General features: G+C 73.7%; 13 protein-coding genes. 7 read left to right on the forward strand and 6 right to left on the reverse strand.

Going from position 1 to position 13,925, the window contains the following annotated elements:
• The first annotated feature begins 27 nt into the window (after nucleotides 1–27).
• Nucleotides 28–2,592 (forward strand): valine--tRNA ligase, encoded by a 2,565-nt coding sequence (gene valS, locus AC5L34_RS01235; protein WP_441175605.1) that lies wholly within the window; start codon nucleotides 28–30, stop codon nucleotides 2,590–2,592.
• Nucleotides 2,593–2,614: 22 nt separating this feature from the next.
• On the opposite strand, the gene AC5L34_RS01240 is transcribed toward valS, so the two are convergent.
• Nucleotides 2,615–3,328 (reverse strand): TetR/AcrR family transcriptional regulator, encoded by a 714-nt coding sequence (locus AC5L34_RS01240; protein ID WP_441175604.1) that lies wholly within the window; start codon nucleotides 3,326–3,328, stop codon nucleotides 2,615–2,617.
• 98 nt (nucleotides 3,329–3,426) lie between these two features.
• On the opposite strand from AC5L34_RS01240, the gene AC5L34_RS01245 reads away from it, so the two are divergent.
• Both AC5L34_RS01245 and AC5L34_RS01250 read left to right on the forward strand, forming a co-directional pair.
• Nucleotides 3,427–4,179: a siderophore-interacting protein gene (locus AC5L34_RS01245; RefSeq protein ID WP_494823656.1), complete on the forward strand. Its 753-nt coding sequence runs from the start codon at nucleotides 3,427–3,429 to the stop codon at nucleotides 4,177–4,179.
• Nucleotides 4,180–4,234: 55 nt separating this feature from the next.
• Nucleotides 4,235–4,717, forward strand: coding sequence for a DUF6640 family protein (locus AC5L34_RS01250; RefSeq protein WP_494823657.1), 483 nt, complete (start codon nucleotides 4,235–4,237; stop codon nucleotides 4,715–4,717).
• Nucleotides 4,718–4,848: 131 nt separating this feature from the next.
• On the opposite strand, the gene AC5L34_RS01255 is transcribed toward AC5L34_RS01250, so the two are convergent.
• From AC5L34_RS01255 to AC5L34_RS01275, 5 genes are all read right to left on the reverse strand, one after another.
• Nucleotides 4,849–5,499, reverse strand: a complete 651-nt coding sequence (locus AC5L34_RS01255; RefSeq protein ID WP_441175601.1) for a hypothetical protein — start codon at nucleotides 5,497–5,499, stop codon at nucleotides 4,849–4,851.
• Between the two features lie 91 nt (nucleotides 5,500–5,590).
• A complete protein-coding gene (locus tag AC5L34_RS01260) occupies nucleotides 5,591–6,301 on the reverse strand; it encodes an ABC transporter permease (protein ID WP_494823658.1) in 711 nt (236 codons plus the stop codon).
• 4 nt (nucleotides 6,302–6,305) lie between these two features.
• A complete protein-coding gene (locus AC5L34_RS01265) occupies nucleotides 6,306–7,265 on the reverse strand; it encodes an ABC transporter ATP-binding protein (RefSeq protein WP_441175599.1) in 960 nt (319 codons plus the stop codon).
• On the reverse strand, nucleotides 7,262–8,140 hold the full coding sequence (locus AC5L34_RS01270) for an ABC transporter permease (RefSeq protein ID WP_441175598.1): 879 nt from the start codon (nucleotides 8,138–8,140) through the stop codon (nucleotides 7,262–7,264). The genes AC5L34_RS01265 and AC5L34_RS01270 overlap by 4 nt, the downstream gene beginning before the upstream one ends.
• A complete protein-coding gene (locus AC5L34_RS01275) occupies nucleotides 8,133–9,047 on the reverse strand; it encodes an ABC transporter ATP-binding protein (RefSeq protein ID WP_088998477.1) in 915 nt (304 codons plus the stop codon). The genes AC5L34_RS01270 and AC5L34_RS01275 overlap by 8 nt, the downstream gene beginning before the upstream one ends.
• A 201-nt stretch (nucleotides 9,048–9,248) precedes the next feature.
• Here AC5L34_RS01275 and AC5L34_RS01280 point away from each other — a divergent pair, with 201 nt between their 5' ends.
• The 4 genes from AC5L34_RS01280 to galT all read left to right on the forward strand — a co-directional run bounded on the left by AC5L34_RS01280 (nucleotide 9,249) and on the right by galT (nucleotide 13,441).
• Nucleotides 9,249–9,800: a DM13 domain-containing protein gene (locus AC5L34_RS01280; protein WP_494823808.1), complete on the forward strand. Its 552-nt coding sequence runs from the start codon at nucleotides 9,249–9,251 to the stop codon at nucleotides 9,798–9,800.
• Between the two features lie 109 nt (nucleotides 9,801–9,909).
• The gene (gene cysC, locus AC5L34_RS01285; RefSeq protein ID WP_494823659.1) at nucleotides 9,910–11,439 is read left to right on the forward strand and encodes an adenylyl-sulfate kinase; all 1,530 of its coding nucleotides are present in this window, start codon (nucleotides 9,910–9,912) and stop codon (nucleotides 11,437–11,439) included.
• 104 nt (nucleotides 11,440–11,543) lie between these two features.
• Nucleotides 11,544–12,368: a DeoR/GlpR family DNA-binding transcription regulator gene (locus AC5L34_RS01290; protein ID WP_441175595.1), complete on the forward strand. Its 825-nt coding sequence runs from the start codon at nucleotides 11,544–11,546 to the stop codon at nucleotides 12,366–12,368.
• On the forward strand, nucleotides 12,365–13,441 hold the full coding sequence (gene galT / locus AC5L34_RS01295; RefSeq protein WP_494823660.1) for a galactose-1-phosphate uridylyltransferase: 1,077 nt from the start codon (nucleotides 12,365–12,367) through the stop codon (nucleotides 13,439–13,441). The genes AC5L34_RS01290 and galT overlap by 4 nt, the downstream gene beginning before the upstream one ends.
• Nucleotides 13,442–13,925: the final 484 nt, after the last annotated feature.

The following is a 13,925-nucleotide window of genomic DNA, read 5'->3' on the forward strand; positions in this document are numbered from 1 at the left end:
CCGTCGGCCGGTGCCTACCATCGACGGATGACTGATACGGCGAGGACGGCCCGCGCCGGCGTCCCCGAACGTCCGACCCTGGACGGCATCGAGGAGACCTGGGCCCGCCGCTGGCAGGAGGAAGGCACATACGCGTTCGACCGCGCGAAGAAGCGGGCCGACGTGTACGCGATCGACACCCCGCCGCCGACCGTATCCGGCGAGTTGCACATGGGGCACGTCTTCTCGTACACGCACACGGACGTGGTGGCCCGGTTCCAGCGGATGCGCGGGCGGACGGTCTTCTACCCGATGGGCTGGGACGACAACGGCCTGCCCACCGAGCGCCGGGTGCAGAACGTGTACGGCGTGCGCTGCGATCCGGCGCTGCCGTACGACCCGGACTGGCAGGCCCCCGAGACCCCGGTGAGCGAGGCCGCCCGCAAGGACCCGACCCCGGTCTCCCGACGCAACTTCATCGAGCTGTGCGAGCGGCTGACCGGCGCCGACGAGCAGGTCTTCGAGGCGCTCTGGCGGCGGCTCGGGCTGTCCGTGGACTGGTCGTCGACGTACACCACGATCGGCGCGACGGCCCGGGCGGTGTCGCAGCGGGCGTTCCTGCGGAACCTGGCCCGGGGCGAGGCGTACCAGGCGGAGGCGCCGACGCTGTGGGACGTCGGCTTCGCCACCGCCGTCGCCCAGGCCGAACTGGAGGACCGGGAGCGGCCCGGGGCGTACCACCGGCTGCGGTTCGCCGGGCCGGGCGGGCGCGAGATCCTGATCGACACCACCCGACCGGAGCTGCTACCGGCCTGCGTGGCCCTGGTCTGCCACCCCGACGACGAGCGCTACGCCGACCTGGTCGGCGGCAGCGCGCGTACGCCGGTCTTCGGGGTCGAGGTGCCGGTGCGGGCGCACCCGCTGGCGGACCCGGCCAAGGGCACGGGCATCGCGATGGTCTGCACCTTCGGCGACCTGACCGACGTGACCTGGTGGCGGGAGCTGCGGCTGGACACCCGCGTGGTGATCGGCCGCGACGGCCGGCTGCTGCCCGAGCCGCCGGCCGGCGTGCCGGCGCAGCCGTACGCGAAGCTGGCCGGGCAGGGCGTCAACGGCGCCCGGCGGACCCTGGTGGAGATACTGGCCGAGGCCGGCGACCTGGTCGGCGAGCCGCGTCCGATCACCCATCCGGTCAAGTTCTACGAGCGCGGCGACCGGCCACTGGAGATCGTCTCGACCCGGCAGTGGTACCTGCGCAACGGCGGACGCGACGCGGGCCTGCGCGAGGAACTGCTCGCCCGGGGCGGGGAGCTGCGCTGGGTGCCGGAGCACATGCGGCACCGCTACGCGCACTGGGTCGGCGGCCTGACCGGTGACTGGCTGGTCAGCCGGCAGCGCTTCTTCGGCGTGCCGGTGCCGGTGTGGTACCGGCTCGACGACGCTGGCGAGCCGGACTGGTCCCAGCCTCTCACGCCGGCGGAGTCCGCGCTGCCGGTCGACCCGTCCACCGACGCCCCGCCGGGGTTCGAGGAGGAGCAGCGGGGCCGCCCGGGCGGCTTCGTCGGCGACCCCGACGTGCTCGACACCTGGGCCACCTCATCGCTGACCCCGCAGATCGCCGGCGGATGGGAGACCGACCCGGACCTGTTCGCCCGGGTCTTCCCGATGGACCTGCGCCCGCAGGGACAGGAGATCATCCGCACCTGGCTGTTCTCCACGGTGGTCCGCTCCCACCTGGAGCACGGGGTGCTGCCCTGGCGGGACACGGTGCTCTCCGGCTGGATCCTCGACCCCGACCGGAAGAAGATGTCCAAGTCCAAGGGGAACGTGGTCACCCCGATGGCGCTGCTGGAGCAGCACGGCTCCGACGCGGTGCGCTACTGGGCGGCCAACGGCAGGCCGGGCATGGACCTCGCTTTCGACCCGGCCCAGATCAAGGTCGGTCGGCGGCTGGCCACCAAGCTGCTGAACGCGTCGAAGTTCGCCCTCGGGCTGGGCGCCGCCGACGCGTTGCGGGCCCCGGCCACCGAGGCGCTGGACCGCGCCATGCTCGCCGAACTCTCCGGCGTCGTCGCCGCCGCGACGTCGGCGCTGGAGGCGTACGACCACACGGCCGCCTTGCAGGTCGCGGAGAGCTTCTTCTGGCGGTTCTGCGACGACTACATCGAGCTGGTGAAGGAGCGCGCCTACGGCTCCGGGCCGGGGGCGGACTCCGCCCGGGCGGCGCTGGCCACCGCGCTGTCGGTGCAGTTGCGGCTCTTCGCCCCCGTGCTGCCGTACACGACCGAGGAGGTGTGGTCGTGGTGGCGGTACGGGTCGGTGCACCGCGCGACCTGGCCCACCACGTACGAGGTGGACCGGGCCATCGAGGGCGCCGGCGAACCGGAGCTGCTGCGGCTGGCCGGCGACGCGCTCAGCCAGGTGCGCCGGGCCAAGTCGGAGCGGAAGCTGTCGATGAAGGCGGAGGTGCCGCTGGCGGAGGCGCTCGGCCCGGCCGCCCTGCTGGAACAGTTGAGCGTGGTCGCCGACGACGTGCGGGCCGCCGGCCGCATCGCCAAGTTGGACCTGCTCCCCGACCGCACCCCGGAGCTCGTGGTCGCCTGCGCGTTCTGACCGTGGCTACCCGCCGCGCCCCCTACGGCGCGGCGGGGTCCAGGGCGAGACGGGCGGAGAGGTCGCGCAGACACTCCTCGAAGACGGGCTCCACGTCGGTGTAGGCGAAGTCCAGTTGGTGCAGGACCTCCATGCACAGCAGCCCGTAAAGACGGATCCAGCAGTCGAGGAAGACGTGCGCGGCTTCGGGCGGCAACTGCCCGTCGACGGCGGCGGAGTAGGCGACGAGCTGCTCGCGCAGGGACGGGGGCAGGGCGGCCAGGTCCGGCACCGGGAATGGCCGCGTCCGCCACAGTTCGACGGTCAGGTCGAGCAGGACCTGTTCGAACCGTAGGGCCGCCTGGTGTCGTGCCGAGTCCAGCCGGCGGTTCGGCGCGGCGATCGGGCTGGCGAAGATCCAGCCGAACTCGGCCGGATGGGCGACGGCCCAGGCTCGCATGGCTCGGCAGGCCGCCAGGATGCGGTCGCCGACCGAGGCGTCGGCACGGGCGTCGCGGGCCTCCTCCATCGCGGCGGTCATCTCGCGGAAGAAGCCGGCGGTCACCGCCCCGACCAGCTCGTCGTGGCCGGCGAAGTAGTGGTAGAGAGCCGGCCCGCTCATGCCCACCTGGCGGGCCACCGCGTTGATCGTCACCGCAGCCGATCCCTGCTCGACGAGCAGCTTGCGCGCGGCCGCGTGGATCTCCTCCAAGGTTGCCTGGCGCAGTCTCTCCCGCCTGCTCACCGGTGCCGGCATCGCCACCCTCTCCCTGTCGCCCGCCTCGCTGGTTGACAGCCTAGAGCACATATGATTACTTAGGACCTCTAAATAATCTAGAGCCACTAGGAAGAACCATGGTCCGTACGACGCGCAACCCCCTGACCGCCGTCTTCGGCAAGTACGCCCACGAGGCGACCGTCACCGTCGCCGAGCAGGTCACGCCCACCATGCGACGCCTTCGGCTGGAGGCCGACCAGCCCGTCGCCTTTCCCTACACCCCGGGTCAGCACATCCGGGTCCAGCTGATGGACCCGCTGTCGGTGGCGGGCATCCTGCGTCCGTCCGAGACGCTGCGCACCTACACCATCTGGGAGTTCGGGGCCGACCGGCGGGCCATCGAACTCCGCGTCCACCTGTACGCGGGCGACGGCATCGGGCTGCGGTGGGCCCGGGCGGCCCGGGCCGACGACCGGGTGACCTTCTGGTGGGCACAGGGCCACTTCTTCACCCACCCGGCGCCGTACCACGTGTTCGTCGGGGAGGAGACCGCCAGCGCCGCGTTCGGGCCGATGATCCGGGCGCTGGACGCCTCGGCCAGGGTGTACGGGGTCCTGGAGAGCGAAAGCCCGGAGCACGACCTGCCCATGCCCGGAAACCGGGCGTTGCGCCGCGTCCACCGGCACGGGCGGCCGGCGGCGTCCTCCCAGGTGCTGCTCGCGGCCGTGGCCGATCTCGACCTACCGGCCGACGCCGGGGCCGCCTACGTGGCCGGCGAGGCCAGGACCTGCCAGCTGGTGCGCGACTTCCTGGTCCGCGAGCGCGGCTGGCCGCGCACCTCCGTCAAGGTCAAGCCGTTCTGGGCCCCCGGCAAGCGGGGCCTGCACTGAGTCGGCGTCGCCGCCGACGCCCTGACGAGACCGACCGCCGAGAGGTGGAACCGCCATGACCCTGCCACGAACCCTGACCATCCTCGTCGCGACAGTGACGACGATCAGCGCCGTCCTCGCCGACCTGGTCGTCCCCGACCTGGCGGCACAGCACGTGCACAACCCCGGTTGGCCGCCGCACGCCAAGTTCCATGACGCCCAGTACGTGGTGATGACCGTCCTTCTCGGCCTCGTCGGCCTGGCGCTCGCCGCCCGGCCGGGCCCGACCCTGCGTGCGCGGCTGCTCTGCGCCGACGCGGTCGTGGCCACCCCGTGGCTCGGCATGCTCGGTGCGCTGCTGTTCCCCGGGACGGCCGCCTACGATCCCGAGTTCGCCGACCAGACCGTCTTCGTCCTCGGCCTGCACGGGCAGATCTTCATGGCCGTCGTCCTGTTGCTTGTCCTGATCGGCTCGGCGGCGGGGGCCCTGCGCATGCCCGTCCACCATCCCGTCGTGCCAGTTTCCGAGGGAAGCAGCCGTGCCACGCTGTCGAGCTGAGCCGCCTGCGACATCAAGCGGCGACCGGGCCGCCGCGGCAGCCAGCCGAACCGCCGTGAGTCGCCTGCGACATCAGCTCGAAAGCCCGCCGGTGCGGGTAGGCCCCCACCGGCCGCGGTCACCGGCCGGGGTCACCAGCCGCGCAGCAGCCGCAGGCCGAGCAGGAAGGCGACGACGGCGGGGCCGACCAGCAGGGTGATCGCCTGGAGGCGGTACGGCATCCGGTGCCGGGTCAGCTCCACGGCGTTGCCCAGCACGATCACCCCGGCCAGCATCAGGAACGCGCCCCACATCGGGGCCGCCCCGACGTCGACCAGGCCGACGCGGACCAGTTGCAGCGTCCCGCCGAGCAGCAGGGCGCCGGCCAGCGCCAGCAGGGCGACCGCCCGGTGCAGCCCCCGGGCCAGCGGGTGGACCAGCCGCCAGTGGTAGGTGCCGGCGACCGCGAGGCACGGCAGGACGACCATCAGCGGCCAGCCCCGCCCGAACGCGCCGAACATCAGCAGCGCCCCGACCGCGAAGACCAGCGCGCCGAGGCAGGCGACCACGTAGCCGGCGAAGGCCCGCCCGCCGCCCCGGGCCAGCAGCGGCCCGCCGGTGGCAGCGATCAGCGCGCCGGGGATCAGCACGAAGCCGGCCCACCAGTGGAAGTGCCCGGTGGCCTGCGCGGCCGTGGTGGTCGCCGCCGCCGCGAGCCCCGCCACCGCCAGGCTGACCATCCAGTGCCGGCCGGCTCCCGGATGGGACTCCCGCGACATCACCAGCCCCGTCTCCGCGCTCACGCCGTCAGCCTCGCGCAGTCGTCCGAACCGGTCCATCCGGCCAGCCCTACCATCGCAGGTGGGGCCGCCCGGACGACCGCCATGGCGAAGATCAGCTCGTCTCGCCGGCCACGCTGAACGAGCGGAGCCGGTCGATCGCCAGCGCGGTGAACCCCACGCTGATCAGAGCGGCCATCACGGCCGCCACCGGCACCGAGACGCCGGCCTCCAGCAGCCCGGTGGGGGCCATCCGGTCGGCGAGGCTGATCACGTACTGCTGGATGGAGAGCACCTTGGTGCCGCTGACGACGTTGCCGAGCAGCCCCTCCCAGATCAGCACGTAGACCAGGCCGAGCAGCACCGGCCGCCGGGTGAGGAGGCTGAGCGCCACGAACAGCGCCGAGTACGCCAGCGCACCGACCGCCGACGCGGCGGCGAGCGACAGCCCGAGGCGTACGGAGTCGGCCAGCACGCCCGCCACGTAGAGCGGCACGGCGACGGTGACCGCGGTGACGCCGGCGGCTACCGCCAGCTTGGGCAGCACGATCTGCCAGCGCGGCAGCGGCTTGGTCAGGATGTGCACGACCGTGCCGTCGTCGATCTCGGCCCCCAGCACGCCGGTACCGACGATCAGGGCGACCACCGGGAGCACCACGGCCAGGCCGAGGCCGACCAGCACCGGCGGACCCCACTCGCCCGGGTCCACCCCGAGCGCGCGGGAGAGCACGGCGAGCAGCACCAGCACCACGGGCAGCGGCAACAGCAGCAGGAACCGGCGACGCCCGAACAGCCCCCGCACGGTGATCCAGGAAACGGTAGACATGGGTTCAGGCCTCCACGAGGTAGGAGAAGACGCTCTCCAGGGATTCGTCCTCGGGCACCAACTGCCGCACCCGGATGCCCTCCGCCAGGGCGATCTTCGGCAGGACGCGGGTGAACGCGCCGTAGTCGCCGGCCCGCACGGTCAACCCGGTGCGGCCCAGCTCGACCCCCGTCACCGACGCCTCCGCCATCAGCGCCACGGCGAGCGCCCGGTCGTCGGTGGAGTGCACGGCGAAGACGTGCGGCCGGTTGGTCATCAGCCGGCGGATCGTACGGAAGTCGCCGGAGGCGGCCAGCCGGCCGGCGACCATCACCTGGACGGTGCCGGAGACCTGCTCGACCTCCTCCAGGATGTGCGAGCTGAACAGGATGGTCCGGCCGGCGTCGCCGAGGCGGTGCAGCAGCTCCATCATGTGCAGCCGCTGGCGCGGGTCCATCCCGTTGAACGGCTCGTCGAGCAGCAGCACCTGCGGCTCGTGCACCAGCGCCGCGGCCACCCGGGCGCGCTGCCGCATGCCCTTGGAGTACGTGCCGATCCGGCGGCCCTGCGCGCCCTCCAGCTCCACCAGGGCGATCGCCCGACGGGCCGCCTCCGCCGGGTCCGGCAGCCGGTGCAGCTTCGCGCTGGCCAGCACGAACTCGTAGGCGGTGAGGAAGCTGTGCACCGCCTCGCGCTCGCTGACCAGGCCCAGCCGCCGGTAGACCTCCGGGTTGCGCCAGGTGGGCCGGCCGTCCAGGCTCACCGCCCCGCGCGACGGGGCCAGGAAGCCCGCCATCATGTGCAGCAGGGTGGTCTTGCCCGCGCCGTTCGGGCCGAGCAGCCCGGTGACGCCCGGGCCGAGGCTCATGCTGACGTCGTTGACCGCCACCACGTTGCCGTACCAGCGGGAGACGCCGGCGAGGTCGAGGGTGCTGACGGCGGCGGTCGGCGTCCCCGCCACCTGGTCGGCGCTGATCGTGGTCATCGGGCGGCCACCTTCCGGTATCGCAGCATCAGCAGGGCGACGCAGCCGGCCACGAGCAGCACGGCGGCGACCGCGTAGACCGGGCCGAAGTCGCCGATCAGGATCCCGCCCTGCCCCTCCGGCAGCAGGTCGCCGAGGGCCCAGTCACCGACGCCCTGCACCAGGGTGGAGGGCGAGGCGAGGAAGGCCAGTTCGTTGACCGTCCGGGACGGCATGATCGACAGGGTGCCGACGACCGGGGTGGTCATCAGGAACACGGCCACCACCCCGCCGGCCGCGAACGCCCGCTTGCCGGTGAGGGAGGCGACCAGCAGGCCGACCGAGGCGAAGACGACCGCCCAGAGCCCGGCGTAGAGCAGGCCGGGCAGCAGGTCGAGCAGCTCGTTCCAGACCCCACGCATGCCGTCGCCGGTGGTGAAGGCGGCGCCCAGGAACATCAGCAGCTGCGGCCCGCCGAGCAGCAGCCAGAGCGCGGTGGCCAGCGCCAGCAGCTTGGCCAGCGGATAGTCCGACCTCGGCAGCGGCCGGGAGAAGTAGAGCGGCAGCACCCCGCTGCGCAGGTCCCGCGAGACCAGCTCGGGGGCGACCACCGCGACGAAGAAGATGACCAGCCAGCTCATGTTGTCGGCGAACTGGGCGTACGTCATCACCGTCTCACCGACCTGGCTGCGTACCGCGGTGATCCCCGCGGCCACCACGCTGACGATGGCGACCACCAGCCAGGGGAAGATCTTGGCCTTCGCACTGCGGCCCAGCCCGAACGCCGTACGCAGGCCGTGCAGGTAGAGCGCGCCGAAGACGGCCCGGCGGCCCAGCCGGGGGCCGGTGTAGCGCTGGTAGCCGATGTCGTGGATGACGCCGGTCGGCTCAGGCATGGCTGGGCTCCCTCGTGGCGAAGAGTTCGGCCACCCGGTGCCGGCGCTGGTCCAGCCGGTGCAGCGGCAGGTCCAGCTCGGCGACCGCGCCGAGGATCAGGTCGTAGGTGGCGTCGTCGGCGAGCTCGACGAGCAGCAGCCGGCCGTCCCGGCGCACCGGCAGGTCGAGCGCGGCCAGCCGGGTGGCCAGCTCGTCGGTGCCCTCGCTCACCTCGACGGCGAGCACGTCGGTGGCCGAGGTCATGGCGGAGATGTGGTCGGCGCGCAGCAGCCGCCCGCCGTCGATGGCGACCAGGGTGTCGCAGATGCGCTCGACCTCGCCCAGCAGGTGCGAGCAGACCAGCACGGAGATGCCGAACTCGGTGCCGATGCGGTGCACCAGCGCCAGCATGGCGTCGCGACCGGCCGGGTCGAGGCCGTTGGTCGGCTCGTCGAGCAGCAGCAGGTCGGGGTCGTGCACCAGGGCCTGGGCGAGCTTGACCCGCTGCTTCATGCCGGTGGAGTAGCCGCCGACCGGACGGTAGCGCTCCTCGTAGAGCCCGACGTGGCGCAGCGCCTCCGAGGCCCGTTCGCGGGCGACCGTACGCGGCAGGCCGCTGATCCGGCCCAGGTGGGTGACCAGCTCGGCGGCGGAGAGGTCCGGCGGCAGGGCGTCGTGCTCGGGCATGTAGCCGACCCGGGCGCGGACCTGGGCGGCGTCGGTGGTCGGGTCGAGGCCGAGCACCCGGACCCGTCCGCTGGTCGGGGCGAGGAGGCCGAGCAGGATCTTGATCAGGGTGGACTTGCCGGCGCCGTTCGCGCCGACCAACCCGATGATCCCCGGCTCGACCGCGACGGTCAGGTCGGCCAGCGCGGTGACCCCACCCCCGTACGTCTTGGTCAGCGACTCGGTCGCGATCAGTGTCACGTCGTACAGCGTAGGAGGCGACGACCGCCCCGGGCAGCGGCTCGCCCCCGGGCGCTCCCCTGATCCTGGCGGTCCGCGTCCCCTAGGGTCCGGTGCGGCCCCGGCGCTGGCGGGCGGCGGGCCGGCACCGCCGGCACGCATCCGCCTCCGCCATGCCGCACGGGACAGACAGGACGCGGCCGGGACCGACACACTGTGGGCATACCCCGACTTCTACGCGCGCCGCTGACGTGGGTGGTGGTCGCCGTCCTCGCCGCCGGGTCGGCGTTCGGCCTCTACTGGTTCCAGCCCTGGAAGCTGGTCACCGACGCCGAGGTCGACGAGACGCTCTCGAGCGTGGCGGCCACGCCGGCGCCGACGGGTTCCGCCACGGGCGCGGCGCCCGCCCCCGCCGGGCCGGTCCTCGTCGGGCAGGGCGACTTCGTGACCCACGAGCACGACACGTCGGGCAGCGCGCGGATCGTCCGCGCCCCCGACGGGCGGCACCGGCTGGAACTCGTCGGCCTGGCCACCTCCAACGGCCCGGACCTGCGGGTCTGGCTCACCGACCAGCCGGTGCGCAACGGCACCGCCGGGTGGCGGGTCTTCGACGACGGCCGGTGGGTCGAGCTGGGCCGGCTCAAGGGCAACCGGGGCGACCAGGGTTACGACATCCCGGCCGACGTCGACCTGACGGGCCTGACCAGCGTCTCCATCTGGTGCAAGCGGTTCGCCGTCTCCTTCGGGGCCGCGCCCCTGGCCCCGCCCCGCTGACCCGCCGGCCGCCGTCGCCCACCGGCTGAGCCGCCGGTGGAGTGGCGCTCTCGACCGATCGCCGGCCGGCTGAGAAACTGTGTGCCGGCCAGTGTCGTTTGGGGGATGGATGAGCAACAGCTGGGTGCTGCCCGACGAGGTGCTCCGGGATGCGCCGGCGTACACGCCGCGCCCCGGCGAGCTGGCCGACCTGGAGCTGCTGCTGACCGGGGCGTACGCGCCGCTGGCCGGCTTCATGACCCGCGCCGACCTGGTCTCGGTGAGCCGCCGGGGCCGGCTCTCCGACGGCTCGCCGTGGCCCGTGCCGGTGACCCTCCAGGTGCCGACGGCGCTCGCCCAGGGCCTCGACCCGCGCGACGAGGCACGCCGGGCCCTGGTGCTCACCGACGGCGAGGGCGCGCCGGTCGCGGCGCTGGCGGTCGCCGACGTGTGGCAGGTCCGCGACGGGGTGGCCGGCGTCGGGGGCACCGTCCGCCGGCTCGGCGACGGCGGGCACGGCCCGTTCCAGCGGCTGCGCCGCACCCCGGAGGAGGTACGCCCGCTGCTGCCGTCGGGGCGGGTACTCGGGGTGATCGCCGACCGCCCGCTGCACCGGCCGCAGCTCGCCCAGATCGCCCACGCGGTCCGCACGCTCGGCGCCCACCTGCTGGTGATGATCCCGGTCGGTGAGGACGGCCTCGGCGGGCTGCCGCCGGAGGCGCTGGTGCGCAGCGTCTTCGCCGCCCGCGACCGGATGCCGCCGGCCACGCTGGTCGCCGTGCCGCTGTCCCGGCGGCGCGACGAGATCAGTGACGCGCTGCTGCGGGCCCGGGTGTCGGCGGCGTACGGCGTCACGCACCTGCTCTCCACGGGCGAGATGCTCTCCGGCGCCGGCCTGCGGGTGCTGGTGCCGCGCGAGCTGGCCTACGACAACCGCGACGGGCAGTGGCGCTGGCGGGAGGACATCCCGCCGCGCAACCGGCGCCTGGCCCTGACCCAGCCGGAGATCGACGACCTGCTGGACCGGGGTTTCCCGCTGCCCGAGTGGCACACCCCGCCGGCGGTGGCGAAGGAGCTGGCCCGGGCCCGGCCGCCGCGGCGGCACCGGGGCCTGGTGATCTTCCTGACCGGGCTCTCGGGCTCCGGCAAGTCGACGATCGCCCGGGGCCTGGCCGACGTGCTGCGCGAGCAGGGCGACCGGAGCGTCACGCTGCTCGACGGGGACGTGGTGCGCCGTGAACTCTCCGCCGGGCTGGGCTTCAGCAAGGCCGACCGGGATCTGAACGTCCGGCGCATCGGCTGGGTGGCGGCGGAGATCGCCCGGCACCACGGCGTCGGCATCTGCTGCCCGATCGCCCCGTACGCCCAGGCCCGCGCCACCGCCCGCGAGATGGCGCTGGCAGCCGGCGCGGGCTTCCTGCTGGTGCACGTGGCGACCCCGCTGGAGGTCTGCGAGCAGCGCGACCGCAAGGGCCTCTACGCCCGGGCCCGGGCCGGCCTGCTGACCGGGATGACCGGCATCGACGACCCCTACGAGGAGCCGACCGACGCCGACCTGGTGGTCGACACCAGCGACCTGTCGGTCGAGGAGGCGGTCGAGGCCGTCCTGCACCACCTGAACGAGACGGGTTGGGTCGAACCCCGCCTCCCGTCCCTCTGACAGCCCTCCGCCTACCGGTGGTCCCCTCCTTCACGCTAGTGTTCATCTTTGTTCGAACACGTTCGACCGCGTGAGAGTGCGCGGCTGGCACGGAGGTGCGGCGGATGCTCGCTCAGCAGCGACAGGCGGCCATCCTGGAGCGGGTCCGCGCCACCGGGGGCGTACGCGTCACCGAGCTGGCCGCCGAGTACGGCGTGTCGGACATGACCATCCGCCGCGACCTGGAGGCGCTGCACGAACGCGGCCTGCTGGCCAAGGTGCACGGCGGCGCGACGGTGGCCGGCCCCGGCTCGACCGACGAACCCGGCTTCCGGGCCAAGTCGGTGCGGCAGCTCGCGGAGAAGGCGGCCATCGCGGGCCGCGCCGCCGAGCTGGTCCGGCCCGGGGCGGCGGTGGCCCTCTCCGCGGGCACCACCACCGCCGAGCTGGCCCGCCGGCTGGTCGACGTGCCGGGGCTGACCGTGGTCACCAACTCGCTGCCGGTGGCCGAGATACTGCACGCCGGCGGCCGGTCGGACCAGACCGTGGTGCTCACCGGCGGGGTCCGTACGCCCTCGGACGCGCTGGTCGGGCCGCTCGCCGTCGCCGCCATCCGGTCGCTGCACCTGGACCTGCTCTTCCTCGGGGTGCACGGGATCACCGAGCGGGCGGGATTCACCACCCCGAACCTGATGGAGGCGGAGACCGACCGGGCCCTGGTGGCCGCCGCCGACCGGCTGGTCGTGCTCGCCGACCACACCAAGTGGGGCACCGTCGGCATCTCCTCGATCGTTGAGCTCTCCGCCGCCCACGTGCTGGTCACCGACGACCGGCTGCCCCCCGACGCGCGGCAGGCGCTCGACGAACGGGTGGGCGAGCTGGTCGTCGTGCCCGCCTCGGCGGGCGCGGGACGGGCGGCCACGACGACAGATGAGGGGATGGCGAGGTGAAGCGCACCGCTATCGCGCTGGCCGACGGCCGGGAGCTGATCTACTTCGACGAACGGGACGACGCCGTCCGGGACCAGCCGGACCGGCGCGAGCTGCCACCGCCACCGCCCGCGTCGCAGCTGCGCCTGGACCCGCTGACCGACGAGTGGGTGGCCGTCGCCGTGCACCGGCAGACGCGCACCTTCCTCCCGCCGGCCGACCAGTGCCCGCTCTGCCCCAGCACCGACGGTCGGCGGAGCGAGATCCCGGCGCCCGACTACGACGTCGCCGTCTTCGAGAACCGGTTCCCCTCGCTGAGCGGCCGGGTGGCCGACGAGCCCGCCGAGATCACCCCGTACACCCCGGTCCGGCCCGGCCGGGGCCGCTGCGAGGTGGTCTGCTTCACCGACGACCACAACGCGTCCTTCGCCGCCCTGCCGCCGCGTCGGGTGCGCACCGTCCTCGACGCGCTCGCCGACCGTACGCAGGTGCTCGGCGAGCTGCCGGGGGTGGAGCAGGTGTTCTGCTTCGAGAACCGGGGCGTGGAGATCGGCGTGACCCTGCACCACCCGCACGGCCAGATCTACGCGTACCCCTTCGTGACCCCGCGGACCCGGGCGTTGCTGGCCGCCGCCCGCCGGCACGCGGAGGGCACCGGCGGGCGCAACCTCTACGCCGACGTGCTCGCCGCCGAGCGGGCCGCCGGCACGCGGGTGGTCGCCGAGAACGACCACTGGACGGCGTACGTCCCGGCGGCGGCCCGCTGGCCGTTCGAGGTGCACGTGGCCCCGCACCGGCCGGTGCCGGACATTCCCGCGCTCGACCACGCCGAGCGGGACGCCTTCGGGCCGCTCTACCTGGACCTGCTGCGCCGCTTCGACGGGCTGTTCGACCTGCCGATGCCCTACATCGCCGCCTGGCACCAGGCGCCGGTACGCCTCGACCGCGAGCTGGGTCACCTGCACCTTCAGCTGTTCAGCATCCGGCGCGCGAAGGACAAGCTGAAGTACCTGGCGGGCTCCGAGTCCGGGATGGGCGTCTTCATCAACGACATCGCCCCGGAGCGCGCCGCCGAACTCCTCCGCGCCGCCTGAGCCACGGCACCGCGCCCACCGAACTGGGCTCAGCAACCGCGAGAAGGCCGCCGGCGTGACCCCGCCGGCTCGACCGGCTAAAGCGGTACCGGTGGGCGCGGGCGGTCGGATGGTCGCCGGTGCCGGGGTGGAGACAGGGCGCGGGGGGCCCGGGACAGGGCCCCCCGCAGGGAAGGGACGGCTGGCTGTGCGCGACAGCCGGGAAGGCTGGCTGATCGGCGCGCTTGCCGCGAGGCGACCGCGGTCAACCTTCCTGGACGCGACTGGCATCTCGTCCACCCAGGTCAACGAGGCGCGCCGAAGTAGGTGACGCCAACGGCGTGTCACCCCCCGACACGCCGCAAGCACGTGCGCCGGAAAGCCGAGCAGATCGATCTTGGTAGGAATGGGCCCCTGGAGGGGCCGTTTCTCACCAAGATCTCAGGCGCTCGGCGAGCGGCCACCGTCAGACCGCCGCTCGGCGGGACGGCAGGACGGCGGGAGC

The sequence above is a fragment of the Micromonospora sp. ZG13 genome, assembly GCF_059359355.1.